Source organism: Ruegeria sp. AD6 (assembly GCF_056542325.1).
Window position 1 is genome coordinate 176,949 of sequence record NZ_JBQFZQ010000006.1, and the last position, 25,906, is coordinate 202,854.

The following is a 25,906-nucleotide window of genomic DNA, read 5'->3' on the forward strand; positions in this document are numbered from 1 at the left end:
CGGCCCTTTTCTTTTGCCCTCTGTCCAACAAACAAAAACCCCCGCTGCGGAAGCGGGGGCTGTAATTCCAAATCGTCTAAGTCGTCAGCTGCAGTTCAATGGCACCGCAAACCCGCTGCTCCGCTCGGACGAGCCTTTGCGGAACACGTCCCCCGCAGGAAGGCATCCGGTAAAGCGCTCAGTCTCGCTGCCGAAGGTTGCACCGATCGAGTTATCGACGCGGGTGCTGTTGTTGGATGTGCGCAGCACTCCGAAAAGCGTGCCATTCACGTTGACCGTGCTCAGGTACAGGTTGGTATCGCTGCCCGACAATTGTACGGCGGTGTCCGGGTTCCGGCCACCATTGTCGATGGCAACACGGGCCACCTTGTTCGGATCGACCTGATCCGAGAGAACTGTAACGGTTGGCAATTCGGCCAGTTCAGCCGGGATATTCGTTGCGGGCGGGACAAAGGCCACCGCGCCCGGAACGTCGGAAATGGTGCGGGGTTCGCCATCAATTCCAGTAAACCCAACACCTTGGCGGTTGAACGGGTCTTCACAAGCCGTAAGGGTCAGAACGGCAATTGTGGATAACAAGATTTTTTTCATGGCGGTCAACATTTTGTGGCGGTTTGCTCAACCGTAAGTGCAGCGGGTTGCAAAAAGCAAGCCGCCGCCCAGACGATTGCCCCTTGCCCTGATGCGCGGCTGCAACGGACTGTGCGATTTAGCAGCCGTTGAATGACGCCAATGCCAGCACGAAAAAAGGCCCCGCCGCAGCAGAGCCTTTCCCGAAAGTCAGTTCAGAACGGCAGATTACTTGATCTTGCCTTCCTTGTACTCGACATGCTTCCGAACGACCGGATCGTATTTACGAATGGTCATTTTCTCGGTCATGGTGCGTGCGTTCTTCTTGGTCACGTAGAAGTGGCCCGTGCCCGCGGTCGAGTTCAGACGGATCTTGATTGTCGTCGGCTTCGCCATGGTTGATCTCCTGCGTCCGAAAAGGCAGGGGCCTTTCGGTTGAATTCCTATGAGCGTGCGCTTTTACGCGCTGCACCGCCCATGTCAAGGCCAATCGGCCTCGTGTCGTTCAGGATTCGACCCCGCTCCTCAGGCGGATAAGGTCGGGGCGCCCATATAGGCGTGAATCTGGTCCCGTTCGGCGTCGGACAAGCCCAGCGCAGTGGCCAGTTGCAGCAGATACGCCGCCTCACGCTCGTTATCCAGCCGAATCGCCGCCAGGGATGTGGCATAGATCTGCGTTTTGAGCGGCCCACCCGAAGCCGCCGCCAGCCCCATGACATCGACCGGGGATTCGAGCTGTTCCAGAACAAAGGCGCGTTCTTCGTCGCTAATGTCGTCGCCCAACTCTCCGATGATGGTCTGTTTCTCTTGCTCGTCCAGCTCTCCGTCGGATTTCGCGGCCTGGATCATGGCGCGTAGCATCAGTTTGGCTTGCTCTTCCATCGCGGCCCCGGCGGGCGTGCCGCTGAACACCGTCTCCATCATGTCGGCCGTTTGCTGGCTGCCGGTCTTAGCAGCACCCTGCATGGCGTTCAGAAGGCCACCCAGACCAGCAGCACCGGCGGCCCCACCGCCCAGCCCCATCTTGCCGATCATGTCCTGCAAACCCGACGCACCGCCCGGCATCCCGAACTGCTCGGCCATTTTGCCAAGCTGGTCCATGCCTAAGCCACCGCCGGACCCTTGCATCATTTTCTGCAACCCGGCCATGCCGCCCATTTCCTTGTATTTTTCCATTCCCTTGGCCGCCGCAAAACCCACGGCGACCGATGCCAATGCCTTCATGAAACTCATAACAATCCTCCTGGGTTCACTAATCCCTGTTTACAAGCGTAGCAGCGGAACAGGGTTGAGAACACCATTTGCGAGGTTCTGGGCGGATCGCCACTTATAGGTTAGCCGGATTTTGGATACGCGCGGAGGGCCTGTAAGCCGGATCTTGTTCCGGGGTTGCCCCCTTCGATGACCATTCCTCTAGGCCGTGCATTGCTGCGCGGCTCAAGCTGCCAACCCGGTCCCTCTCGGCCAAGACGCGCTTAGCGGCGGTATCGGCTGACGCCGACCGGCCCGCGCGGGGACCCTATTTGGCATTGCTCCCGGTGGGGCTTGCCGTGCCGCCCCTGTTGCCAGGGGCGCGGTGGGCTCTTACCCCACCGTTTCACCCTTACCTTCGACCGAAGTCGCAGGCGGTCTGATTTCTGTGGCGCTTTCCGTCGGGTTGCCCCGCCCGGGCGTTACCCGGCACCGTTGTCTTGTGGAGTCCGGACTTTCCTCTCGGGTCTTGCGACCCCAGCGGCCATCCGGCCCTCCGCGCGTGGGTTGGGTATGCGCAGTGATTGACGGCGTCAAGAGTGGATAGGGTGCTGAAGGGGCCAGCCCCTTCTTGGCCTACGGACAATTCATCCCCGGGATATTTTTAGCCAGATGAAGGGCGGATCAAGTCTGTGGGCCAGACCTGATGAGCGGAGTCAGATCAGCGGGTTCCAGCGGACCTTTGGCCCAAGGTCGGTATCGCAGGCGGACAGCGGCGAGAAGGGTGTCGTCATCGACATCTGCCGTAAAACCTGCGTATTGGGCCAGGGTGCGGAATGCCTGTGGGGGTGGGCCTGGTAAGTTTGGACCCTTACCGCGCTTACCGGCCAGACATTGTTTTTCGAGGCGCTGCCAATCGAATCGGGGGCCGGGGTCGATCTTCCGGCCCGGAGCCATATCGGAATGGCCGATGACATTCTCAGGTCGAAGGGACCAACGTGCCATGATGCCCTCTATCAGCCTTTCCAACGTGGTTATCTGGGGGTCGGAAAACGGGTGCGCGCCCGTGTTGTCCAGCTCGACCCCGATGGAGCGCGAGTTGATGTCGTCCTGACCGCGCCATTCACCCGCTCCGGCGTGCCAGGCGCGATCCTGTTCGCGCACCATCTGCCAGAGGGTTCCGTCATTGCCGATAAGGTAATGCGCCGAGACCTCGGCCTGTGGATCGCAGAGCCGGTCCAGCGCAGCCCTTGCGCTGTCCATTGCGGTATAGTGCAGGACGATAATGGCTGGCGTCAGCCCATCCCGGCGCGGGCCGAAATTGGGTGAAGGATGCCAGATGGCAGATGGGTGATCAGTTGCTGACGGCACTGCGGAACGGGCTGGGATCCCAGCCGCAGGCATAGCCATCGCCATCGGGGTCCAGCCCCTTGCGGTCGCGCTGCGGGCCGCCATTGGACAGGAACTCGATCTGAGCCTGATCTGCCGACGGGAAACGCGCACAGTTGCGTTGGGCCTTGGCCTGCAGGTTGAACCCCGCGCGGCTGTAAAGCTGGGTGCCGACAGGGTTCGACGTGCTGAGCGCATATTGCACGATGTTGGGCTGACCGTCCGCGCCACGCTCGGGCACGGCGGTCGGGGCGACCAGTTCGTAGGTCTGGCGGTTCTGCTCAATCCGAGCGGCGTCGGATTCGATGCTGCGACGCTCGGACACCGCGGCAAAGTCCTGTTCATCGGAGATCGCGGGGTTGCCGGGCGCAGGTACCGTTGCTTGCCCCGAAGTGCTGGCCAGCGCCGCCGCAGCCTGGTTCGCGATATCTGCGTTTTCGCCCGTCGCCACGGCGGTGCCGGGCGCGCCCAATGGCTGCTGCGATACGTCGACCGGGGCCAGCAACGGGTTGCCTGCAATGCCCTGTCCGGCCAGTTGCGCCTCACGCTGGGCCTGGTATTCCGGCGTGTTGAACCCTGTGCCCTGAACCGGTGCAACCGTGTTACAGGCCGCCACCAGGGCAACAAAAGGGATCACTGGCAAAAGACGCATATAACCGCTCCGATACTGGTGAACTGGCAGCCCGAGGCTTACCACCATTTCGCTGGTTTTGCCACAAACCCGGCGGCGTTTTCCAGCGCGTAGGCGGTGTTGAGCAGATCGCCTTCGTCCCACGGGCGTCCGATCAGTTGCAGACCCAGCGGCAGCCCTTGTTTATCGAGCCCCGCGGGCACCGAGATACCCGGCAAACCGGCAAGGTTCACAGTCACTGTAAAGACGTCGTTCAAGTACATTTGAACAGGATCGGCCTCGGTCATCTCGCCCAGACCAAAGGATGCCGAGGGCGTGGCCGGGGTCAGGATCGCGTCGACGCCTGCGGCGAAGACATCCTCGAAGTCTTTCTTGATCAGGGTGCGGACGCGGCGGGCGCGGTTGTAGTAGGCGTCGTAGAAACCTGCGGACAGAACGTAGGTGCCGACCATCACGCGGCGCTGCACCTCGTGGCCGAACCCTTCGGCGCGGGTCTTTTCGTACATCTCGGTGATGCCGTCGCCCTGTGCCAGCGTCGCGCGGCGGCCATAGCGGACACCGTCATAACGCGCGAGGTTCGAGGATGCCTCGGCAGGCGCAATCACATAATACGCAGGCAGCGCGTATTTGGTGTGCGGCAGCGAGATGTCGACGATTTCGGCCCCTGCGTCTTTCAGCATCGCCGCACCGTCGGCCCACAGCTTTTCGATCTCGGCGGGCATCCCGTCCATGCGGTATTCCTTGGGGATGCCGATCTTTTTGCCCTTGATGTCGCCGGTCAGCATCGCCTCGAAATTCGGGACGGCCAGTTCGGTGCTGGTCGAATCCTTGGGGTCGTGGCCGCACATCGCCTCGAGCATGATGGCCGCGTCGCGGACGTTCTTGGTCATCGGACCGGCTTGATCCAGCGAAGAGGCAAAGGCCACGATGCCCCAGCGCGAGCAGCGGCCATAGGTCGGCTTGATGCCCGTGATGCCGGTGAAGGCGGCGGGCTGGCGGATCGAGCCGCCGGTATCGGTGCCGGTCGCAGCCAGACACAGGTCGGCGGACACAGCCGAGGCCGAGCCACCGGATGACCCGCCCGGTGTCAGTTGCGCGTCGTCATTGCCGCGCCGCCACGGGCTGACCGCGTTGCCGTAAACGGATGTTTCGTTGGACGACCCCATCGCGAACTCGTCCATGTTCAGCTTGCCCAGCATCACCGCACCGGCATCGGCCAGTTGCTGCGATACGGTGGATTCGTATTCCGGCTTAAAGCCTTCCAGAATCTTCGAGGCCGCCTGCGAGGGAACGCCCTTGGTACAGAACAGGTCCTTGATGCCGATCGGCAGGCCACACATCGACGGCGCGTCGCCGCCCTTGATCCGCTCATCAGCCGCCTTGGCACGGTCCAGCGCGATTTCGGGGGTCTTGTGGACAAAAGCGTTCAGCGCGTCGGCCTCGTCGATGGCCTTCAGGCAGGATTCGGTCAGTTCAACCGAGGTCACGTCACCCTTACGCAGCGCGTCGCGGGCCTCGGCCAGGCCCAGTTTATTCAGATCGCTCATGTCTTACTCCACCACTTTGGGGACTGCGAAGAACCCTTCGCGCGCGTCGGGGGCGTTGGCCAGAACCTTGTCCTGCTGGCTTCCGTCCGTGACCACATCCTCACGACGCTTCAGGCGCATCGGCTCGACCGAAACCATCGGCTCGACGCCCTCGACATCAACCTCGTTCAACTGCTCGATGAACCCGAGGATGGTGTTGAACTCGGATGCCAGCGCCGGCAGGGCGTCATCCTCGACCTTGATCCGGGCCAGTTTGGCCACCTTGGCGGCGGTGCTTTGGTCAATCGACATCGGAAAACCTCATATACGCTCAGGGGGGCATTTACCCGTCTGTTGCAGCAGTCGCAAGACCGGCAGGCCCCTGCACAACATATGATTCACACCCCCGCAAATCGCTTGCCATTCAATCTTGCATACCCGCTATGCAAAAAAGTAAACCGTTTAGTTCATTTTATGACTTGAAAAACTGAACTGTACTGTTCATTTTACATCTCACAAGACAACACAAACCGGAGACTGAAAATGAAAAGCCTCATCGCAGCCGTCACTTTGTCCGCCACACTTCTGGCCGCGCCGGCCATGGCTTTGGGCATCGACTCCACCAACCTGACCCGCAACCTGAGCTTCCCCTCCCCTGTCTCGGAACCGGTCACGCAGGATCAGGTCAAGCCGGGCAAGTAACCAGCCCGCCTCGGCCGGGTCAGAGGCCCCCCGTCTGACTCGGCCCTGATGCAATTGGGTGCTGCACCTTCTGCGGCATCACGCTACGGTGGCTTTGAAAATCAATCGGATGATCAACGCAAAACGCGCATCCGCAAAGCCAACGGAGCAAGACATGAGCGCGCGCAAGCAAGCGGTTCTGGACGCAATTGATGCGGCCAATGAAAAAGATCCCAATCTCGACGATGGCCAACCCGAAGCGCTGCTGTATGGCACCCGCATGAGCGCCGAGTTGGAGCGGCTGTTCCCCGATGCCTCGGACGCGCTGCAAATCGCGGCGCGCGGTCAACATGTCGAACGTTGGAAACTGGCGCGCACGGAATACCCCGAAGGACGGGCCGGGTATCTGGCCTGGCGCAAAGCGCAGGGCGAACATCATGCAGATGTGGTGATGTCCCTGATGACCGAGGGTGGGTATAGCGAAGAAGAGGCCGAAGCCGCCGGACGGATGCTGCGCAAGCAGGGTATAAAACGTGACTCCGAGGTTCAGGCGCTGGAGGACGTGATCTGCTTTGTGTTCCTCAAGTGGTATTTCCAACCCTTCGCCGGCAAGCATTCAGCTGAGAAAATCCAGAGCATTGTCGAGAAAACGGCCCGCAAGATGTCCGCAGGCGGGCGCGCGCGGGTGTTGGCAGAGTTCGACCTGCCCGAGCATTTGGCCGCCGCTTTCCGGGCCTGACGCAAACCTGTTCGTGTTTTTGATGCGGTTAATCGGGCATTAACCATTTAACGCTCACTCTGAGACCCGTAGAATCTCCGGAGTCTCAGCCGTGTTCAAGAAACTGTATCTCGCCGCCGGGTTGCTGTGCCTGTTGCTGGGCTGTCAGGAACTGCCGTCCAGCAAGCCGGATGCAAAGGTCATTGCGGTTGGCGATTCGCTGATGGCCTGGAATTCGCCCTCCGGGTCGTCGATTCCCGATGTGATCGAAGAAAACATCGGCGCTCCGGTGGTGGATCGCACGGTATCTGCGGCGTGGTTGCAAACGCAGTTTGACGACAAGGGCGCGCCCCAAAGTGGGGTGCAGGCCCAGTTCGTCAAAGGCGACTGGTCCTGGGCGGTGGTCAATGGCGGCGGCAATGATCTGATGCTGGGCTGTGGCTGTTCGCGCTGCGATGCGGTGCTGGACAACATGATCTCGGAAGATGGGCAAAGCGGCCAGATACCCCGCTTTGTGCGCCAGATTCGCGAAACCGGTACGCGGGTTATCTATGTGGGCTACCTGCGCAGCCCCGACCTGTTCACGCCTATCGAACACTGCAAGGCCGAAGGCGATGAATTCGAGGCGCGGATCGCAAGGCTCGCGCAATTGGATGAGGGGATCACCTTTGTCTCAAGCCAGGATGTGGCGCGGCCTGGCGATGCATCGTATTTCTCATTCGATCTGATCCATCCGTCGCGCAAATCCAGCCGGATCATCGGCGAACGGATCGCCAGCGTGATCAAGGATCAGGGGTTGTAGCGGCGCGCGTCCGGATGATCACCCGGCGGTAGGCCTCGATCATCCAACCCAGCATAGTGGCGTTCAGGATGTGCCACAGGAAATGCGTGCCGGTAGGAAACTGCTGGCAGATCGGCGCGTCCAGTGCGCGGAAGGTAATCGACAAGATCAAAAGAGCTGCGCCAATCGCCATGTTCTTTGCGAACGCTGGCTCTCGATGCCGCAACAGGAATGCGTAAATCAAGATCAGCAAAGGCACCGGGGCATAGGCGGCAGAGCCACCCAATCCCGGCACAAGCTGAAACACGGGCGTCGTCACCGCGGCATAGGGGATGAACAAGATCGTCGCGCTCAGCGCATAGCCCGTGGAGATGCCCCAGACATTTTTGTTCACCGCGAAAATATAGATCAGGATAAACAGCAGGATCGGCGTCACGTCGGCAATCGCGGCCCAGACCTGTGCATGGGTGTGAAACAGATAGCTGCCAACGCCAATCGCCGCCAACACCATGACCAACGCCATCGCAAGCGGCATATCCTGCCCCCGCACCCGCCGCCACATGATGAAGGCCGAGATCAGAAAGGCCGCGTTGGTGACCGCATTGATGGGCTCGGCCCAATAGGCGGCGGACAATCGCTCACAATAGCCGTCGATTTGCTGCATCCAGTCCATGGAATTTTACATAGCGAATGCTAGGCTGGAGCCAATAGGCATCGCAGGAGGAATTTCGGCATGAACATCATTTGGTTGGGCCACGGCAGTTTTCGCATCGAAACCGAGGGGCAGGTGCTGTTGGTCGATCCATGGCTGACGGGCAACCCGGTTCTGCCGGAAGACCAGCACGATACAGCCGTGGACGGCGCGACGCATATCCTGCTGACCCACACCCATTTCGATCATGTGGTGGATGTTCTGCCTTTGGCAAAACACCTGAACGTGCCGGTCGTCGGGCAGTACGACCTGATGGGCTATTGGGCCGAGGCCGAGGGGATCGAGACCATCGGTTTCAACAAAGGCGGCACGGTCAATCTGAACGGGGTCAAGGTGACGATGGTGCCTGCCTCGCACAGTTCCACCTTCTCGACCCCGGATGGGCTACGGACCGGGGGCAGCGAGGTGGGTTTCATGATCGCAGCCGAAGGGCGGATGCTGTATGTCTCGGGCGACACCGACATCATGGCGGATATGGAGTGGATGGGGGATTACTACAAACCCGATATCGGCATCCTGTCTGCGGGCGGGCATTTCACCATGGATATGAAAGCGACCGCCTATGCGGCCAAGCGCTATTTCAACTTCAAGACGGTGATTCCCTGCCATTACAAGACCTTCCCCATCCTCGAACAATCGGCGCAGACGCTGATCGACGGATTGCCCGGAGTGGACGTGATCGAACCCGAAGTGATGCAGCCGATCAATCTGTAGGCCGGGCTTCAGCCCGGCATATCCTTGCGGCGTGCCTCGAAGAAATCCTTCAAAAGTGCCGCCGCCTCGTCAGCGGCGATACCATCATAAACCTCGGGCGCATGATGCGCCTGAGGGTGAGAAAACACCCGCGCACCATGGGCAACACCGCCTGATTTCGGGTCGGATGCGCCATAATACACCCGACGGATACGCGCAGCGGCCAACGCGGCGGCGCACATCGCGCAAGGCTCCAACGTCACATAAAGATCGTGATCCGGCAGACGTTCGGACCCGGCCTCGGCGCAGGCGGCGCGCAAGGCCAAGATCTCGGCATGAGCGGTCGGATCGTTCAATTCGCGCGTTCGGTTGCCAGCCGCCGCGACGACCCGGCCATCGGGCGAGACGATAACGGCCCCCACCGGAACCTCACCCCGATTAGCCGCCGCGCGGGCCTCGGCCAGCGCCTTGTCCATATGCGATTTGAACACCATGCCCCTGACTGCATCAGAAACCTGCCTTTCGCAAGCGGGCGGGATGGGTTAAGGCCGGGGGCATGAGCAATACCCCTCCTCCCGGCGACCGGATCGCCAAAGTGCTGGCCCGTGCAGGTGTCGCCTCGCGGCGCGAGGCTGAACGCATGATCGAAGCAGGCCGTGTCAGCGTGAACGGTAAGGTGATCGACAGCCCCGCGCTGAACGTGACCGCCAAAGACAGGATCGCTGTGGACGGCAAACCGGTCTCGGAACCCGAACCCTCGCGCCTGTGGCTCTATCACAAGCCGACCGGGCTGGTGACCACGACCAAGGACGAAAAGGGCCGCGCGACGATTTTCGACGAATTGCCCGAGGATATGCCGCGCGTGATGTCCGTTGGGCGGCTGGACCTGAATTCCGAAGGCTTGCTGCTGCTGACCAATGACGGCGGCATCAAGCGCAAGCTGGAACTGCCCTCGACCGGCTGGCTGCGCAAATACCGCGTGCGGGTCAACGGACGACCCAAGGAAGAGGATTTCGCCCCCCTGCGCAAAGGGCTTGTGATTGATGGTGAGCGGTTCCAGCCGATGACCGTCTCGCTGGATCGCCAGCAAGGTGCGAATGCTTGGCTGACCATCGGACTGCGCGAAGGCAAGAACCGCGAGATCAGGCGGGCGATGGAAGATATCGGCTTCACCGTGAACCGGTTGCTGCGTGTCTCTTACGGCCCGTTCCAGCTGGGCGATTTGAAACCCGGTCAGGTGGAAGAGGTGCGCCGCCGCGTGATGCGCGATCAGTTGGGCCTGGATGGTGACACAAAACCCGAAAGTACCGCCAAACGCGCCACCCGCCCGCAAAGAAAACGACCACCGATCGGCAAGAAACCCCGCAAGTGACGCGGGTTTGGCAACCTTCCCCCTAGCGCCAAGCCTGCGCATCCCTTAAATTTTCTGGGAATGCTGCTATTTGGGGGGCGCAATGTCCGGGAGCGGAGTGCAAAAACTGGCCTATGTGGTCCTGCTGGTCCTGATGCTGGGCGTGTGCACCGGCTTGCTGGGGGGGCTTTGAGCATGGCCAAGCGGTTTGGCGGCAAATACAGCCCTCAAGGTGAGTCTTCTTCCGACGCGCCGCTGCCGCGCGGCCAGTTTGATGGCGCGCGGGTCGAACCTGCGGGCGCGCGGGCGAATATTCTGTTTCTGCCTGCGATCCCGTTGGTTTTCCTGTCTCTGAACGACGGCGCGATTGGCATGACCATCGGCCTGGTCGCGGCGGGCCTGCTGACCGCTGCCGCTTTTCTTCTGCGCGAAGGGTTGCGGGCCGAGGCCGCGTATCATTCACGCAAAACCGCCCGCCGCCCAGCCTTTCCCCGGAAGATATTTGCCAGTGTTCTGACCGGGCTTGGCACCGCGCTGGCTGCGTACCGGACCGAGTATCTGGATGCAGAAACCGCCGGACAGGTCAGCCTGCTGGCGCCCGTGCTGTTTGGAGTTGCCGCAACCGTTTTGCATTCCGTGTCATTCGGGTTGGACCCGATGAAGGACAAAGGCATGGAAGGCGTCGATACATTCCAGCAGGATCGCGTGGCCCGTGTGGTCGATGATGCCGAACAACACCTGTCCGAGATGACGGATGCGATCAAACGCGCCGGTGATCGCCGGGTCGAGGCGCGGGTTGAACGGTTTCAGGATACCGCCCGCGATCTGTTCCGCACGGTCGAAGAAGATCCCCGCGATCTGGCCGGGGCGCGCAAGTATCTGACCGTATACCTGCAGGGCGCACGCGATGCGACGGTCAAGTTCGCAGACGTGTATGCCCGTACCCGCGACGGGCAGGCGCTGGCCGATTATTCCGCCTTGCTGGACGATCTGGAACAGAATTTCGCCGCGCGCACGCGGAAGATGCTATTGGATGACCGCAGTGATCTGACGGTCGAGATTGACGTGTTGCGCGACAGGCTGCAACGCGAAGGCGTCCGGTTGGACTGACCGGCTAAAAATTGAGCGAGGAACATCCCCATGTCCGATGAGATCAAGAACAAGGCGGTCGAGGCCGAAACTCTGGTGCAGGAAGTCACCGCCGTGGCGCTGCCCGAACCGATGGCCGAGGTTGTCTCGCTTGAGGAAGCCGACGAACCGGTCAGTGCCGAGATTCGCAAGCGCATGGATGAGATCGATATGGGCAACACCAATTCGATCGTCTCATTCGGCTCGTCCGCGCAGGCAGAGTTGCAAGAGATCAGCCAGGCCATGCTGGCCGATGTGCGCAACAAGGATGTGGGCCCCGCTGGCGATAGCCTGCGCAACATCGTGACCACGATCCGGGGCTTCTCGGTCAGTGAACTGGACGTGCGGCGCGAGCGTAGCTGGTGGGAAAAACTGCTGGGCAAGGCCGCGCCTTTTGCCAAGTTCACCGCCCAATACGAAGAGGTTCAGGGCCAGATCGACCGCATCACAGACGATCTGCTGAGCCATGAGCATACGCTGCTGAAAGACATCAAATCGCTCGACCTGCTCTATGAAAAAACGCTGGGGTTCTATGATGAACTGGCGCTTTATATCGCGGCGGGTGAGGAAAAGCTGACCGAGTTGGACAGCCACGATATTCCGGAAAAAGAGGCCGAAGTTCAGGCCGCGCCCGAAGATCAACAGGTTATGAAAGCGCAGGAATTGCGCGACATGCGCGCGGCGCGCGACGATCTGGAACGCCGGGTGCATGATCTGAAACTGACCCGTCAGGTGACGATGCAGTCGCTGCCCTCGATCCGTTTGGTGCAGGAGAATGACAAGTCGCTGGTGACCAAGATCAACTCGACCCTCGTCAACACGGTGCCGCTGTGGGAAACCCAACTGGCGCAGGCCGTCACCATTCAGCGCAGCGCCGAGGCGGCAGCCGCCGTGCGCGACGCCAATGATCTGACCAACGAATTGCTGACCTCGAACGCAGCCAATCTGCGCGACTCCAACAAGATGATCCGTGAGGAAATGGAACGCGGCGTCTTCGACATCGAGGCCGTCAAACAGGCCAACGCCGACCTGATCGGCACGATCAACGAAAGCCTCGCCATTGCCGACGAAGGCAAGGCCAAGCGCGCCGCCGCCGAGCAGGAGTTGCAGAAGATGGAAACCGAACTCCGCGACACGCTTGCCGCCGCCAAGGCGCGGCGCGACGGGACCGGCGACAATGCAGGAACGGCTGTTCCGGGATAAGGTGGACTGGGCGTGCGGCCTTTGAACTCTGTCAAACTGGCCCTTGGGGGTATCGCGCTGCTGGCGCTGGTCGGCTGTGAGGAAGCCCTGACATCCGCCGTCGTGCCTCCGCCACGCCCCGCAGCCCCACCGCCTGCGGCCAACGCTTATGTACCGCCCTCAGCCGCCAGTCAGGACCTGGCCCGGTTCTATCAGCGCGTCGAACGCGATCTGCTGACGCGCGGCCTGTTGCGGACAGATGGCGGCGGGCCTGACGCGCCGTATGACGCCGACGATCTGACCCGGAATTTCGAGACGATTGCGTTTTACAGCGAATACCCAAACCACAGCGTCTCACTGGGATCGCGCCAGACCGATGGCCAGCTAAGCCGCTGGGATGGGCCTGTGCGCATCCAGACCGAGTTTGGCCCTTCGGTCCTGCCCGCCACGCGGGAAAAGGATGCGGCGGATGTGCAGTCATATGCCGCCCGTCTGGCGCGCCTGACCGGGCACCCGGTTTCGACTGTCAGCCGGAAGGCCAACTTTCACGTGTTCTTCGCCGGCAAGGATGATAGCGCCTATGTGGTGTCCCGCCTCAGGCAGTTGATCCCGAATATCAGTCAGGCCTCGCTGGAACTGGTCGCCAATCCGCGCGCGAATTTCGACTGTTTTGTCTTTGCCTCGGCCACCACATCCTCGCCCAACAAATACGTGCGCGCGGTCACTCTGATCCGCGCGGAACTGCCAGATCTGGTGCGGCTAAGCTGTATCCACGAAGAAATTGCGCAAGGCCTTGGCCTGTCCAATGACAGCCCCGCCGCGCGGCCTTCGATCTTCAACGATGATGACGAGTTTGCCCTGCTGACCAGTCATGATGAGAAACTGCTGCAAATGCTCTACGATCCGCGGCTTCAGCCCGGTGTATCGGTCGATCAGGCCCGCCCTGTTGTCAGGATCATTGCACGCGAATTGATGGGTCAGCCGCTCTGACCCCAAGGACAGGAGAACCCAGATGGGAATTTTCGATTTTCTGACAGGCGAGTTCATTGATGTCATCCATTGGGTGGACGACACCCGTGACACGATGGTCTGGCGGTTCGAACGCGAAGGGCACGAGATCAAATACGGCGCCAAGCTGACCGTGCGCGAGGGTCAGTCGGCGGTGTTTGTGCATGAAGGGCAGTTGGCGGATGTGTTCACGCCCGGTCTTTATATTCTTGAGACCAACAACATGCCGATCCTGACGACCCTTCAGCATTGGGATCACGGTTTTCAGTCGCCATTCAAATCCGAGGTGTATTTCGTCAACACCACCCGGTTCAACGACCTGAAATGGGGCACGAAGAACCCGATCATGCTGCGCGACCCGGAATTCGGCCCAACGCGCATCCGCGCCTATGGCACCTATACAGTGCGGGTGAAGGACCCGGCCAAGTTTCTGGTCGAGATCGTCGGCACCGATGGTGAATTCACCATGGACGAGATCAGCTTTCAGATCCGCAACATCATCGTGCAGGAATTCAGCCGCGTGATCGCGGGATCCGGCATCCCGGTTCTGGACATGGCCGCCAACACCGCCGATCTGGGCAAGCTGATCGCAGCTGAGGTGTCTCCGGTACTGGACAGCTATGGGCTGGACATGCCTGAGTTCTACATCGAGAACATCTCGCTGCCGCCAGCGGTTGAAGCCGCTTTGGACAAGCGCACCTCGATGGGGCTGGCGGGGGATCTGGGCAAGTTCACCCAGTATTCGGCAGCCGAGGCGATGACAGCGGCGGCGAACAACCCCGGTCAGGGTGGCGGCATGGGTGCCGGTCTGGGCATGGGAATGGGAATGGCCATGGCGCAGCAGATGGCGAACATGGCAGCGGGTCAGCCGCGCGGCCCGTGGGGATCGCCCGCCCCCGCTGCCCCGCAACCGGCAGCACATGCGGCGCCGCCGCCCCCACCTCCCGTTGAACATGTCTGGCACATCGCCGTGGACGGGCAGACCAGCGGTCCGTTTTCAAAGGCCAAAATGGGACGCATGGCCAGCGAAGGGCAGTTGACCCGTGAGACACACGTCTGGACCGCCGGTCAGGACGGCTGGAAGAAAGCGGGTGAGGTGCAGGAACTGGCGCAGCTGTTTACCATTCTGCCGCCCCCACCGCCGGGTGCGTGACCAGAACGGGCGGACGAGTCAAATGTGCAAGGCTCTGACATGAACGAAGAACATCGCTTTCCCTGCGAACAATGCGGCGCGGATTATCGGTTCAATCCCGGTGATGGCACGCTGACCTGTGACCATTGCGGGCATGCCCAACCCATCGGCGCGGGCCCTTGGGGCGGTGCGAAGCTGCGCGAGCTGGATTTTGACGCCGCCATTGCCGATCGTCTGCCCGATAGCGAGATCGAAGAAACGCGGGTTCTCTCCTGCCCCAACTGCGCCGCTCAGGTCGAGTTCGACCCGAACACCCACGCCGCCGAATGCCCGTTCTGCGCCACCCCCGTGGTGACGGATACCGGCGTGAACCGACATATCAAGCCCAAGGGTGTTCTGCCGTTTGCGCTGGACGAACGGACCGCCCACACCGCCATGAACGATTGGCTGGGCCGGTTGTGGTTCGCCCCCAACGGGTTGCAGGACTATGCGCGCAAGGGCCGTAAGATGCAGGGGATTTATGTTCCCTACTGGACCTTCGACGCGGACACCAAATCCAGCTACCGCGGCGAGCGTGGGGTGGTCTACTACGAAACCCGAACCGTGATGCGTGACGGGAAGCGCGTGCAGCAGCAGGTTCCAAAGGTGCGCTGGACCCCCAAATCCGGTCGTGTCGCGCGGTTTTTTGACGATGTGCTGGTGCTGGCCTCACGGTCCCTGCCCAAGGCGTATACGGACGCGCTGGAGCCGTGGGATCTGCCTGCGCTGGAACCTTATCAGCCGCAATATCTGGCCGGGTTCCGGGCCGAGGCCTACACGGTGGACCTGCAAGACGGGTACGCCGAAGCACGTCAGCACATGGCACGTGTAATCGAACGGGATGTGCGGTTTGATATCGGCGGCGACCGTCAGCGCATTCATTCGGTCGAAACCGACGTGGGCGATGTCACGTTCAAGCACATTCTGCTGCCCGTCTGGATGGCGGCCTATAAATACCGGGGCGAGACCTATCGCTTTGTCGTCAACGGGCGCACCGGGCGCGTTCAGGGCGAACGTCCCTGGTCGGCGATCAAGATCACGATTGCCGTGGTTCTGGGCCTACTGGTGGCAGCAGGTGCTGGCTACCTCATGACAACCGGTCAGCAGTAGCGGCGCAAAACCAGCCCCTTGCACATCCTGATGGCGGCGGTCATCTTCGGCGCGATTGCCGGGAAGGAGATTATCGCCGTGACATTATCCGCGTTGAACACATTGTTGACGGATCGATATTCGTGCCGGGCATTTCGCCCGGACCCGGTGCCGCAAAAGGATATCGAGCAGATCGTTGCCAGTGCCTCACAAGTGCCCAGCTGGTGCAATGCGCAGCCCTGGCAGTTGGTGATCACAAGCGGAGAGGAAACGGATCGGTTCCGCCGCGCCCTGCGCGATGAAGTCGAAACCGGAACGCCTGCTCCGGACCTTGCTTTCCCCAGTTCTTATTCCGGCGTCTATCAGGATCGACGGCGCGCCTGCGGCTGGGCGTTGTACGCAGCCGTTGGCGTCGAACATGGCGACCGGGCGGGATCGGCGCGCCAGATGATGGAAAACTATGCCCTGTTCGGTGCCCCCCATTGCGCGATCCTGTCCAGCCCGGCCGAACTTGGGCCTTATGGCGCAATGGACAGCGGCGGGTTCGTCACCGCGTTCACGCTGGCCGCGCAGGCGCTTGGGGTTGCAAGCATCCCGCAAGCCGCTGTCGCAGCCTACGGCCCCTTCCTGCACAAGTATTTCGATATTCCTGATGATCGGTTGATCCTGTGCGCAATCTCGTTCGGCTATGCCGATGCCGATCACCCGGCGAACAGTTTTCGCACCGACCGGGCCGCATTGGGTGACATTATCGACTGGCGCGGCTAAACCGGCAGGTAAAAATACCGAAGGGGGGAGCTTTGCGCGCAGTCATACAACGTATCTCACATGCCAGGGTCTCGGTGGATGGGTCTGTTATCGGGCAGGCCGGCCCCGGCCTGATGATCCTTGTCTGCGCCATGCAGGGAGATGACGAAGGTCAGGCCGCGAAACTGGCCGCAAAGATAGCCCGGCTGCGTATCTTCAAGGATGAAGCGGGCAAGATGAACCGCTCGGTGGTTGATAGTGGCGGATCGGCCCTGGTGGTCAGCCAATTCACGCTGGCGGCTGATACCTCAAGCGGCAACCGCCCCGGCTTTTCCACGGCGGCCCCGCCGGATGTCGGGGAACGCTTGTATGAAGCCTTTGCCAAAGACCTCGCCGCGCATGGTATCCCGGTGGAAACGGGGCAATTCGGGGCGGATATGGCTGTTGAACTGGTCAATGACGGACCGGTGACGATCTGGATGGAAAACTGATGACGCGTACCGAACAAGCAATCGAGTTTTGGCGGGCTGGCGTGGCGGCGGTTGATGGGTATACGGCGACAAAAGCGGCCCTGCCCGGTGTTCCCCGACCCGACCGCATTCTGGCTGTGGGCAAACCTGCCGCCGCCATGGCGCGGGCAGCCTTGGATCAGTTCGGGGATGTTCCGACCCTTGTGGTGACCAAGGACGATCACGGGCGCGATCTGCCGGATGGGGTTGAGGTGATCGAGGCCTCTCATCCCGTGCCGGACCAGCGCAGCCTGAACGGGGGCCGCGCCCTGCGTGAAGCGGTGGAACAGATGGCGGCAGGATCGCACCTGTTGCTTCTGGTATCAGGCGGCGCCTCCTCGCTGGCCGAGGATCTTGTGCCCGGTAAATCTTTGCAGGACCTTGCAGCCCTGAACCGTCAGCTGCTGGCCGAAGGGCTGGACATTGCGGCGATGAATGCCGAACGGCGCAAACTGTCGCGAGTCAAATGCGGTGGGCTGTTGTCGCATTTCAAGGGCGGCAAGGCCACGGTATTGGCGATCTCGGACGTGCCGGGGGACGATCTGAACGTCATCGGATCCGGTATCGGCTCGCTGCCCCGGACATATGACTTTGATGCCAGCACCCGGATCATCGCGTCCAATGCACATGCCCGCGACGCCGCAGCCAAGGGCGCGCAGGCAGCCGGTCTGCAAGTTCATGCCAATGAAGAAGCGCTTCACGCTGACTATTTGGCGGTTGCGACCTATGTCGGGCAGAGCCTGCGGGATATGGGACCCGGCGCAATGGTCTTTGGTGGCGAGCCGACGGTTGTTCTGCCGGACTCTCCGGGTCGTGGCGGGCGCAATCAGGCCCTTGCGCTTGCGCTGGCAAAAGAGATCTCGGGCCTCGAAGATCTGGTGGTTGTCGTGGGCGGAACGGACGGAACCGATGGCCCGACCAACGCCGCCGGGGGTGTCATCACAGGCGCAACCTGGGCAGAGGGGGGCGAGCAGGCGCTGAATGCCGCAGACAGCGGCACATTCCTTGAACAGGCGGACGCTTTGCTGGTGACCGGGCCGACAGGTACCAATGTGATGGACCTGATTGTCGCAATCCGAGGCTGATCTGACGCTTTGGACCCCACCTTTCGGGCTCAGCCCGTCACTTTTGTTTCATGAACTGCGGATAGCACCGCCGAAACGAAACTCTGCCAGCCCGCGGTCAGGAAATATGATTGCGTCTGACATCAATGCACGCGGAACAATAAAACTTGCCCGGTCGCCGGAAATACGCCAACGTTGACTCATGCGTCAATAATAAGCCCCTCAGGGGCAAACATCACTCAACAGGGAGATACACTAAATGAACGAACAACTCACGCACATGGCCAGCCAGGTCACTGCGGGCAAACTCACGCGCCGCGAATTCATGGGGAAAGCTGCGGCCTTGGGTGTGTCGGCGGCAATGGCCAGCACAATGTTCGCGGATGCTGCACGGGCGGCAGGCCCGAAAAAAGGCGGCGATCTGAAACTGGGTCTTCAGGGCGGCGAGTCCACCAACTCGCTGGACCCGGCAACCTATGCAAGCTCGGTTCCGTACATGAACGGGCGTCACTTTGGGGACACGCTGGTCGAAGTTGCACCCGACGGCACGATCGAGTCACGTCTGGCCGAAAGCGTCGAAGGCAGCGCGGATGCCAAGGTCTGGACATTCAAGCTGCGTCAGGGGGTCGAGTTTCATAACGGCAAGACCATGACCAGCGAAGATGTTCTGAAGACCATGGAACGCCATTCGAACGAAGATTCGAAATCCGGTGCCCTCGGCATCATGAAGGGCATCGAATCTATGAAGGCCGATGGCGACAACTTTCAGGTTACTCTGACCGAAGCAAACGCCGACCTTCCCTATCTGTTGTCGGACTATCACCTTGTGATTCAGCCCGATGGAGGCATGGACAACCCAGCCGCCGGTATCGGCACAGGTCCTTACCAGGTTGAAGTCGACGAACCCGGCGTGCGCCACCTGTTCACCAAGTTTGCCAACTACTGGAATGACGACGCCCATTTTGACAGCGTTGAAAACGTTGTGATCAATGATGCGACTGCACGGACTGCTGCGCTTCAGGGTGGACAGGTTCAGCTTGCAAACCGGATCGAGCCGAAGGTTGCCGACTTGCTGGGCCGCGCGCCAAACATCACGGTCCAGTCGACACCGGGCCGCGGTCATTATGTGTTCATCATGCACTGCGACACGGCCCCGTTTGACAGCAACGAGTTGCGCACCGCGCTGAAATACGCGATCAACCGTGAAGAACTGGTCGACAAGGTTCTGCGTGGCTATGGCTCTGTCGGGAACGACATGCCGGTCAATGCGGCGTATCCTTTGTTCGATGAAACAATCGCCCAGCGCGAGTTCAGCGTCGAGAAAGCGGCAGAGCACTATAAGAAGTCCGGCCATGACGGCTCACCCATTGTTCTGCGCGTTGCGGATGGGGCCTTCCCCGGTGCCGTGGACGCCGCATCGCTGTTCCAGCAAACCGCTGCACAGGCCGGTATCCCGCTTGAGATCAAGCGTGAACCCAATGACGGCTACTGGTCCGAGGTCTGGAACGTGCAGCCCTTCTGCGCCTCGTACTGGGGTGGTCGTCCGGTTCAGGACCAGATGTATGCCACCGCCTATCTGTCGACCGCAGACTGGAACGACACGCGATTCAAGGTACAGGCGTTCGACGATCTGCTGTTTGCCGCACGGGCCGAGCTGGACGCTGACAAGCGCAAGGGCCTGTACAGCCAGATGGGTATGATGGTGCGTGACGAAGGCGGATTGATCTGCCCGATGTTCAACAACTTTGTCGATGCCTCCAGCAATACGCTGGATGGATGGGAAACCGACCCGAACGGCGAGCTGATGAACGGTCAGGTTTCGCGCAAATTGTGGTTCGCATAAAACGGACCCCGGATAATGCATCCCATCATCAAACTGGTGTTCCAGCGCTTGGCGCTGGGACTCCTGCTTCTCTTCGGTGCATCGGCTCTGATCTTCGGCCTCACTGAAGCCCTTCCCGGGGACGCTGCGCAAGCGGTTCTCGGCCAATCCGCAACCCCCGAGGCGCTGGCGAACCTGCGCGAGGAAATGGGCCTAAACCGTCCGGCCCTGACCCGTTATTTCGAATGGCTGGGTGGCATCGTACAAGGTGACCTGGGCCAATCCCTGACAAACAAGCTTGATATTGCCGAATCCGTCGGCAGCCGGTTGAGCAACACTCTGTTCCTGGCGTTCTGGGCCGCGATTATCTCGGTGCCGCTTGCCATTTTCCTGGGCCTTCTGGCTGTTCGTTACCGGAACCGCTGGCCCGACAAGATGATTTCGGCCGTCACCCTGACGACGATTTCGATCCCCGAGTTCCTGATCGGCTATGTGCTGGTCTATTTCGTGGCCGTGAAACTGGGTATGTTCTCGCCTCTGGCGATGATCAACGACAGCATGTCCCTTGGGCAAAAGCTGAACTCGATCGCGTTGCCAGTCATCGTTCTGACCCTCGTGGTGCTGGCGCATATGATGCGCATGACCCGCGCCGCCATCCTGAACGTGATGCAGTCTGCCTATGTGGAAACCGCCGAACTGAAAGGCCTGAGCAACTTTCAGGTCATCTACCGTCACGCCTTCCCCAACGCCGTTGCGCCGATTGTGAACGTGGTGATGCTGAATCTGGCCTATCTGGTCGTTGGCGTCGTCGTGGTCGAGGTGGTGTTCGTCTATCCCGGCATGGGCCAGTATCTGGTGGACCATGTGACAAAGCGTGACGTGCCGGTCGTTCTGGCCTGTGGGGTGATCTTTGCGGCCATCTATATCGGACTGAACATGATTGCAGACATCGTTGCCATTCTGGCCAACCCAAGGCTGAGGCATCCGAAATGAAGAACATCCCTATCTCTGCAATGATCGGGCTGGGTTTCACAGTCCTGTATTTCATCATCGCCCTGTTCGCGCCCCTGCTGGCCCCCTACGGCATGGCCGAAGTGGTCGGCGACGTGTGGGAGCCCTCCAGCAAAGAGTTCTGGCTGGGCACCGACAACATTGGCCGCGATCTTCTCAGCCGTATGATCTATGGCGGGCGCACGACGATCTTTATCGCCACGGCGGCAACGATCCTAAGCTTTGTGACCGGCTCGGTTCTGGGCTTTCTGGCCGCTGTGCTGGGGGGCTGGGCCGATCAGGTCATGTCGCGTACCGTTGACCTGATCATGTCGATCCCGTCGCTGATCTTCGCGCTGGTGGTTCTGGCCATGGTGCCGGTCACCATTCCGGTTCTGATCATCGTCATGGGCCTGCTGGACGCGACCCGCGTCTATCGTTTGGCCCGCGCTGTCGCGGTGGATATCGCCGTGATGGACTATGTCGAGGCCGCGCGTCTGCGAGGTGAAGGCCAGGTCTGGGTCATCTTCCGGGAGATCCTGCCCAACGCATTGTCTCCGCTGGTGGCTGAACTGGGCCTGCGTTTCATCTTCATGGTTCTGTTTGTATCGACCCTGTCCTTCCTGGGGCTGGGCGTCCAACCGCCGCTGGCGGATTGGGGCGGCATCGTGAAGGAAAACAAGGACGGCATCGTCTATGGCATCGGCGCGGCGCTTTATCCCGCTGTCGCTATTGCGACGCTGGCAATCTCGGTCAACCTTGTGGCTGACTGGGTCCTGAACCGCACCACATCGCTGAAAGGAGGCCGGGGATGAGTGAACCGCTTCTCAAAGTCCGCGGGCTGAAGATTGGCGCGACGGTGTATCCGCCGGGCGAAAAGCCTCATGACATCGAAATCGTGCACGGGGTCGATTTCGACCTCGAACGCGGCAAGGTGCTAGGGTTGATCGGCGAATCCGGGGCCGGCAAATCCACCATCGGTCTTGCGTCCATGGCCTATGGCCGGGGTGGCGTGAAGATCACCGGCGGTGAGGTCTGGGTCAACGGGCGTGACATTCTGAAAACGTCTCATGGCGACATTCGCAAACTGCGCGGGGGTGAGGTCACTTATGTGTCCCAATCCGCCGCTGCGTCCTTTAACCCCGCCAAAAAGATCATGGATCAGGTGGTCGAAGCCGCGGTCGAGCAAAAGAAGTTCAGCCGCAAAGTGGCCGAAGCCCGGGCGCGTGAACTGTTCGCCAAGCTGGGCCTGCCCGATCCGGACAATATCGGGGATCGGTATCCGCACCAGGTCTCGGGCGGTCAGCTACAGCGTTGCATGACCGCGCTGGCGCTGTGCCCCGAGCCTGATCTGGTGGTGTTCGACGAGCCCACAACCGCGCTGGACGTGACCACCCAGATCGACGTTCTGATGGCCATCAAGGAAGCCATTGCCGATACCGGCGTTGCCGCGCTGTATATCACGCACGATCTGGCGGTCGTGGCGCAGGTCAGCGATGACATCATGGTTTTGCGGATGGGTAATACGGTCGAATACGGCGACACCGACCAGATCATCAACAACCCTAAGGAAGAGTACACGCAGGCTCTGGTCTCGGTCCGTTCGATTGAGCATGAAGAGAAACAGCCCACGCCGGATCCGGTGCTGACCGTCGACGGCATCACCGCGCGCTACAAGGGGCTGAATTTCGACGTGCTGCACAACGTCAACGTCGAGCTTCATCCGGGGCAGACGCTGGCGGTTGTGGGCGAATCCGGTTCGGGCAAGTCCACACTGGCGCGGGTGATCACCGGCCTGCTGCCGCCACGCGATGGCGAGATCACCTTTGCCGGTCGCAAGCTGTCGTCCGACCTCAAGGGCCGCACCCGCGAGGACCTGCGCGAGTTGCAGATGATCTACCAGATGGCAGACGTGGCGATGAACCCGCGTCAGACCGTTGGCACGATCATCGGCCGCCCGCTGGAGTTCTACTTTGGCATGCGTGGCGCGGAAAAGCGCAAACGGATCATCGAGTTGCTGGACGAGATCGAACTGGGCGAAAAGTTCATCGACCGCTATCCGGCAGAACTGTCCGGTGGTCAGAAACAGCGTGTCTGTATTGCGCGGTCGCTGGCGGCCAAACCCAAGATGATCATCTGTGATGAGGTCACCTCGGCGCTGGACCCGCTGGTGGCGGATGGCATTCTGAAACTGCTGCTCGACCTGCAGAAGATCGAGAACGTGGCCTATCTGTTCATCACCCACGATCTGGCAACGGTCCGGGCGATCAGCGACAGCATTGCGGTGATGTATCAGGGGCGCGTGGTCCGCTATGGCCCGAAATCACAGGTGCTGAGCCCGCCGTTCGACGACTATACCGACCTGCTGCTCAGCTCGGTGCCCGAGATGCATCTGGGCTGGCTGGAAGAGGTTGTCGCCCATCGCAAGATGGAAAGCGCCGGGAACTGATCCGGGGCCTTAGAAAGAAACCGGCGGGTCGATGGCCCGCCGGTTTTCATTTGGCTCAGGCCTTTTGACCGTAGCGTTGATGGTGTCGGGTCAGAACCTGCCTCAGTTCATCCCGGTAACGCATCCCCTGCAAGGTTTGGCGCAGCCCGCCTTCGGCATCGAACAGCAACAAGGTCACATGGGGCACGCCGTATTGATTTGCGAATCTGGCCCCGTCCTGCTGGCTGACATCGGCGACCAGATAGATCAGATCGCATTCCCCGAACTGCTTCATCGCCTTGCGGGTTTCGCGCTGTAGCGCGGTACAGGTCGAACATTGCGGGTCGTGCACCTGCACCACGACCGGTTTGCCCTGCCCGACCCGCGTCAGGTCATGCTCGGCCTGCATTGCCCGGACGGATCGTATCGTGAAAAACCCACCGCCGCCCACAACTGCCGCAGCGATTGCACCATTGCGCGCCAGCCTCAGAACATCGCGACGCGACGCGCCCTGTGCCGAAGTGGCTTTCGCCTTCTCGATCTGCGCCTTTTTTCGTTTTGAGACTTTAGCCATGGTTCGTCCCGAGTGTTTTCGCCTGGTCAGAAGCATATGCGTTCGCGCGGTCAGGCGACCTCACAATCGCGGCATCGGCTTCAACGCGCCTTCGACCGGCAACATGTCGTTTTTCGCATTGCCCGGCGCGGCCCGGCGCGTCAAACAGGCATCAGCAGAAGCAAAGGACGCCTGACATGGACCGCAAACTCCTTCTCATCATTCTGGACGGTGTTCCCTGGCGCAACTTCCGTCGCCTGTTCGGCAATCTGGAAGGCTGGGTCGACAGTGGCGAGGCAAAGGTCTGGAAACTGCGCGCCGTGCTGCCTTCGACCTCGGCCAGTTGCTATGCCTCAATCCACACCGGTGTGACGCCGCAGGAACATGGCTGTACCGGCAACGGCAACGTCTTTCGCCTGAGCCATAAGGACGTGTTCAGTCAGGTCCGCGAAGCCGGTGGCGTGACCGGAGCCGTGACCCACAGCTATTGGTCGCAATTCTTCAACCGCCACCCGTTCGATTATGTCCGCGATGTTGAATATGACGAGCCGGACAGCATGACCATCAACCACGGTCGGTTCCACACCATGACCGGCTATGGCAGCGCCAATCAGATGACCCCGTCGGATGTCGATCTGTATGCGACCCTGACCAACCTGTGCCTGCGCTTTGGGTTGGACTACGGCATTCTGCACACCTGCACGCTGGACAGTATGGGCCACCGCTTCTTCCATGATTGCGAGGAAATGGACCACGCCTGCTTTGTCGCGGATGAAATGCTTGCCCCCTTCATCCCGCGTTGGCGGCAATTGGGCTATGACGTCATCGTAACCGCCGATCATGGTCAGGATGAACGCGGCCACCACGGCGGGCGTGGGCCATTGCAGCAGGAAACTGCGCTGTATTATTTCGGGGATGCAACCGGACCCGACGCGGACGCGGTAATCGAGCAGGTGCAACTGGCGCCCACGATCCTGAACCGTATGGGCGCCCCGATTGCGGACACCATGAAGGGGAAACCGTTCCTGACGTGATCTTGGGCTTTAGTCGTAGGACCAGATGCGCTGACCCAAAGCCTCGATCGCGACAGAGATGCGCTCAAAACTGTCCGCCGCGCGTTTGACCGAGGTTCGGGCGCGCAGGTATCCGTGGACCAGGCCCGCCTCGTTGATCCAGTGCGCCTGCCCGCCGGCGGCAGAGATACGTTCGCAATAGGTCGAGCCATCATCACGCAGCGGGTCGCAATCCGCGGTGACAACAACGGTCGGTGGCAGGCCCGAGAAATCGCTGTCGTGAAGCGGCGCGTAGGTCGGATCGTCGTGCGGGGCGGGGCCGCCACAGCGGACATTCTCGTAAAACAGAATCTCGTCGCGGGTCAAAAGCGGCGCGTGGGCGTGTTCGACATACGAACCCTTCGAGTTGTCGCCGCCCAGACCCGGATAGATCAGGACCTGGCCGAGTATTTCCGCCCCCTGCCCCCGAAGCTGATGGGCGACCGCAGCGGCCAGATTGCCGCCTGCACTGTCACCGGCCAGAACCATAGGGTCACCGAATTCCGACACGACCCAGTTCACCGCAGTCAGGCAATCCTGAAACTGCGCCGGGTGCACATGTTCGGGGCAAAGGCGATAATCCACCGCCACGATTCGATACCCTGTCTGTGCGCAGATCTCGGCGCAGACGTCATCATGACTGTCCAGCCCGCCAACAACAAATCCGCCGCCGTGGAAATAGACCACAGTCCGGGTGGGATCTCCGGCCGTATAAATGCGAACAGGCACGCCATCGGCGCGCCTGTCCTGTGTTTCAACACCATTTGGACGGGGCTGGCGAAAGTCCTGACACATCGTGTCGTAAACCCGGCGCTGATCCTCAATCGACAGATCCACCGCGTCGTCAGGATAGCTTTCCGCCGTGCGTCTTATGAACGCCCAAGTTTCCTCATCAATCAGACGTTCATAATCCATGTTCC

At 60.8% G+C, this 25,906-nt stretch carries 29 protein-coding genes and 1 other RNA gene; 18 read left to right on the forward strand and 12 right to left on the reverse strand.

The features are described 5' to 3' along the window. Positions 1–84: 84 nt before the first annotated feature. The 8 genes from ACR0KJ_RS14105 to gatC form a co-directional block, all read right to left on the reverse strand. Entirely contained in the window at positions 85–591 is a 507-nt protein-coding gene (locus ACR0KJ_RS14105) for a hypothetical protein (protein WP_170519917.1), read from the reverse strand. A 207-nt stretch (positions 592–798) separates the two neighbouring features. Then, a complete protein-coding gene (rpmG, locus tag ACR0KJ_RS14110) occupies positions 799–966 on the reverse strand; it encodes a 50S ribosomal protein L33 (protein ID WP_037309480.1) in 168 nt (55 codons plus the stop codon). Between the two features lie 129 nt (positions 967–1,095). Next, positions 1,096–1,803, reverse strand: a complete 708-nt coding sequence (locus tag ACR0KJ_RS14115; RefSeq protein ID WP_480626973.1) for a DUF533 domain-containing protein — start codon at positions 1,801–1,803, stop codon at positions 1,096–1,098. 118 nt (positions 1,804–1,921) lie between these two features. Further along, positions 1,922–2,321: RNase P RNA component class A (gene rnpB / locus ACR0KJ_RS14120), an RNA gene on the reverse strand. 124 nt (positions 2,322–2,445) lie between these two features. Beyond that, positions 2,446–3,165, reverse strand: coding sequence for an N-acetylmuramoyl-L-alanine amidase (locus ACR0KJ_RS14125; protein WP_480626974.1), 720 nt, complete (start codon positions 3,163–3,165; stop codon positions 2,446–2,448). Next, entirely contained in the window at positions 3,116–3,802 is a 687-nt protein-coding gene (locus ACR0KJ_RS14130) for a hypothetical protein (protein ID WP_170454963.1), read from the reverse strand. The genes ACR0KJ_RS14125 and ACR0KJ_RS14130 overlap by 50 nt, the downstream gene beginning before the upstream one ends. Before the next feature lie 38 nt (positions 3,803–3,840). Beyond that, the gene (gene gatA / locus ACR0KJ_RS14135; protein WP_480585077.1) at positions 3,841–5,328 is read right to left on the reverse strand and encodes an Asp-tRNA(Asn)/Glu-tRNA(Gln) amidotransferase subunit GatA; all 1,488 of its coding nucleotides are present in this window, start codon (positions 5,326–5,328) and stop codon (positions 3,841–3,843) included. A 3-nt stretch (positions 5,329–5,331) separates the two neighbouring features. Beyond that, a complete protein-coding gene (gatC, locus tag ACR0KJ_RS14140; protein WP_037308265.1) occupies positions 5,332–5,619 on the reverse strand; it encodes an Asp-tRNA(Asn)/Glu-tRNA(Gln) amidotransferase subunit GatC in 288 nt (95 codons plus the stop codon). A 231-nt stretch (positions 5,620–5,850) separates the two neighbouring features. Here gatC and ACR0KJ_RS14145 point away from each other — a divergent pair, with 231 nt between their 5' ends. The 3 genes from ACR0KJ_RS14145 to ACR0KJ_RS14155 all read left to right on the forward strand — a co-directional run bounded on the left by ACR0KJ_RS14145 (position 5,851) and on the right by ACR0KJ_RS14155 (position 7,508). Then, positions 5,851–6,009 carry a hypothetical protein gene (locus ACR0KJ_RS14145; RefSeq protein WP_170454969.1) on the forward strand — a complete coding sequence of 53 codons (159 nt, stop codon included), beginning with the start codon at positions 5,851–5,853 and terminating at the stop codon, positions 6,007–6,009. A gap of 154 nt (positions 6,010–6,163) precedes the next feature. Next, positions 6,164–6,727, forward strand: a complete 564-nt coding sequence (locus ACR0KJ_RS14150) for a DUF4202 domain-containing protein (protein ID WP_480626975.1) — start codon at positions 6,164–6,166, stop codon at positions 6,725–6,727. Positions 6,728–6,818: 91 nt separating this feature from the next. Further along, on the forward strand, positions 6,819–7,508 hold the full coding sequence (locus tag ACR0KJ_RS14155) for an SGNH/GDSL hydrolase family protein (RefSeq protein WP_170454973.1): 690 nt from the start codon (positions 6,819–6,821) through the stop codon (positions 7,506–7,508). Here ACR0KJ_RS14155 and ACR0KJ_RS14160 read toward each other — a convergent pair. Beyond that, positions 7,489–8,160 (reverse strand): ceramidase domain-containing protein, encoded by a 672-nt coding sequence (locus ACR0KJ_RS14160; RefSeq protein ID WP_170624404.1) that lies wholly within the window; start codon positions 8,158–8,160, stop codon positions 7,489–7,491. The genes ACR0KJ_RS14155 and ACR0KJ_RS14160 overlap by 20 nt on opposite strands. Positions 8,161–8,220: 60 nt before the next feature. Between ACR0KJ_RS14160 and ACR0KJ_RS14165 the strand changes: the two genes are divergently transcribed. After that, positions 8,221–8,913, forward strand: a complete 693-nt coding sequence (locus ACR0KJ_RS14165) for a metal-dependent hydrolase (protein ID WP_170624406.1) — start codon at positions 8,221–8,223, stop codon at positions 8,911–8,913. 8 nt (positions 8,914–8,921) lie between these two features. Here the strand turns inward: ACR0KJ_RS14165 and ACR0KJ_RS14170 are convergent, their stop codons facing one another. Continuing rightward, positions 8,922–9,386: a nucleoside deaminase gene (locus tag ACR0KJ_RS14170; RefSeq protein WP_170519901.1), complete on the reverse strand. Its 465-nt coding sequence runs from the start codon at positions 9,384–9,386 to the stop codon at positions 8,922–8,924. A 62-nt stretch (positions 9,387–9,448) separates the two neighbouring features. Here ACR0KJ_RS14170 and ACR0KJ_RS14175 point away from each other — a divergent pair, with 62 nt between their 5' ends. From ACR0KJ_RS14175 to ACR0KJ_RS14235, 13 genes are all read left to right on the forward strand, one after another. Further along, positions 9,449–10,264: a pseudouridine synthase gene (locus ACR0KJ_RS14175; RefSeq protein ID WP_480626976.1), complete on the forward strand. Its 816-nt coding sequence runs from the start codon at positions 9,449–9,451 to the stop codon at positions 10,262–10,264. Positions 10,265–10,438: 174 nt separating this feature from the next. Beyond that, positions 10,439–11,353, forward strand: coding sequence for a 5-bromo-4-chloroindolyl phosphate hydrolysis family protein (locus ACR0KJ_RS14180; RefSeq protein ID WP_170624410.1), 915 nt, complete (start codon positions 10,439–10,441; stop codon positions 11,351–11,353). 30 nt (positions 11,354–11,383) lie between these two features. Beyond that, on the forward strand, positions 11,384–12,574 hold the full coding sequence (locus ACR0KJ_RS14185; protein WP_170454986.1) for a toxic anion resistance protein: 1,191 nt from the start codon (positions 11,384–11,386) through the stop codon (positions 12,572–12,574). A 12-nt stretch (positions 12,575–12,586) separates the two neighbouring features. Further along, the gene (locus ACR0KJ_RS14190; protein ID WP_170454988.1) at positions 12,587–13,543 is read left to right on the forward strand and encodes a DUF2927 domain-containing protein; all 957 of its coding nucleotides are present in this window, start codon (positions 12,587–12,589) and stop codon (positions 13,541–13,543) included. Positions 13,544–13,565: 22 nt separating this feature from the next. Further along, positions 13,566–14,714, forward strand: coding sequence for an SPFH domain-containing protein (locus tag ACR0KJ_RS14195; protein ID WP_170454990.1), 1,149 nt, complete (start codon positions 13,566–13,568; stop codon positions 14,712–14,714). A gap of 39 nt (positions 14,715–14,753) precedes the next feature. Continuing rightward, positions 14,754–15,842: a TFIIB-type zinc finger domain-containing protein gene (locus ACR0KJ_RS14200; RefSeq protein ID WP_170454991.1), complete on the forward strand. Its 1,089-nt coding sequence runs from the start codon at positions 14,754–14,756 to the stop codon at positions 15,840–15,842. A gap of 30 nt (positions 15,843–15,872) precedes the next feature. Continuing rightward, the gene (locus tag ACR0KJ_RS14205) at positions 15,873–16,589 is read left to right on the forward strand and encodes a nitroreductase (protein ID WP_170454994.1); all 717 of its coding nucleotides are present in this window, start codon (positions 15,873–15,875) and stop codon (positions 16,587–16,589) included. A gap of 32 nt (positions 16,590–16,621) precedes the next feature. After that, positions 16,622–17,059: a D-aminoacyl-tRNA deacylase gene (dtd, locus tag ACR0KJ_RS14210; protein WP_170454996.1), complete on the forward strand. Its 438-nt coding sequence runs from the start codon at positions 16,622–16,624 to the stop codon at positions 17,057–17,059. After that, positions 17,059–18,162, forward strand: a complete 1,104-nt coding sequence (locus tag ACR0KJ_RS14215) for a glycerate kinase type-2 family protein (RefSeq protein ID WP_480626977.1) — start codon at positions 17,059–17,061, stop codon at positions 18,160–18,162. Before dtd ends, ACR0KJ_RS14215 begins: the two co-directional genes overlap by 1 nt. Positions 18,163–18,400: 238 nt before the next feature. Beyond that, a complete protein-coding gene (locus tag ACR0KJ_RS14220) occupies positions 18,401–19,984 on the forward strand; it encodes an ABC transporter substrate-binding protein (protein WP_170455000.1) in 1,584 nt (527 codons plus the stop codon). Between the two features lie 15 nt (positions 19,985–19,999). Continuing rightward, positions 20,000–20,956 (forward strand): ABC transporter permease, encoded by a 957-nt coding sequence (locus tag ACR0KJ_RS14225; protein WP_170737457.1) that lies wholly within the window; start codon positions 20,000–20,002, stop codon positions 20,954–20,956. Further along, a complete protein-coding gene (locus ACR0KJ_RS14230; RefSeq protein WP_170455004.1) occupies positions 20,953–21,768 on the forward strand; it encodes an ABC transporter permease in 816 nt (271 codons plus the stop codon). The genes ACR0KJ_RS14225 and ACR0KJ_RS14230 overlap by 4 nt, the downstream gene beginning before the upstream one ends. After that, the gene (locus ACR0KJ_RS14235) at positions 21,765–23,402 is read left to right on the forward strand and encodes an ABC transporter ATP-binding protein (protein WP_170519880.1); all 1,638 of its coding nucleotides are present in this window, start codon (positions 21,765–21,767) and stop codon (positions 23,400–23,402) included. Before ACR0KJ_RS14230 ends, ACR0KJ_RS14235 begins: the two co-directional genes overlap by 4 nt. Positions 23,403–23,457: 55 nt before the next feature. Here the strand turns inward: ACR0KJ_RS14235 and ACR0KJ_RS14240 are convergent, their stop codons facing one another. Beyond that, positions 23,458–23,955, reverse strand: a complete 498-nt coding sequence (locus tag ACR0KJ_RS14240; protein ID WP_170455007.1) for a thioredoxin domain-containing protein — start codon at positions 23,953–23,955, stop codon at positions 23,458–23,460. Positions 23,956–24,131: 176 nt separating this feature from the next. Here ACR0KJ_RS14240 and ACR0KJ_RS14245 point away from each other — a divergent pair, with 176 nt between their 5' ends. After that, positions 24,132–24,968, forward strand: coding sequence for an alkaline phosphatase family protein (locus ACR0KJ_RS14245; RefSeq protein ID WP_170455009.1), 837 nt, complete (start codon positions 24,132–24,134; stop codon positions 24,966–24,968). 9 nt (positions 24,969–24,977) lie between these two features. Here the strand turns inward: ACR0KJ_RS14245 and ACR0KJ_RS14250 are convergent, their stop codons facing one another. After that, positions 24,978–25,901: an alpha/beta hydrolase gene (locus tag ACR0KJ_RS14250; RefSeq protein WP_480626978.1), complete on the reverse strand. Its 924-nt coding sequence runs from the start codon at positions 25,899–25,901 to the stop codon at positions 24,978–24,980. Positions 25,902–25,906 lie beyond the last annotated feature (5 nt).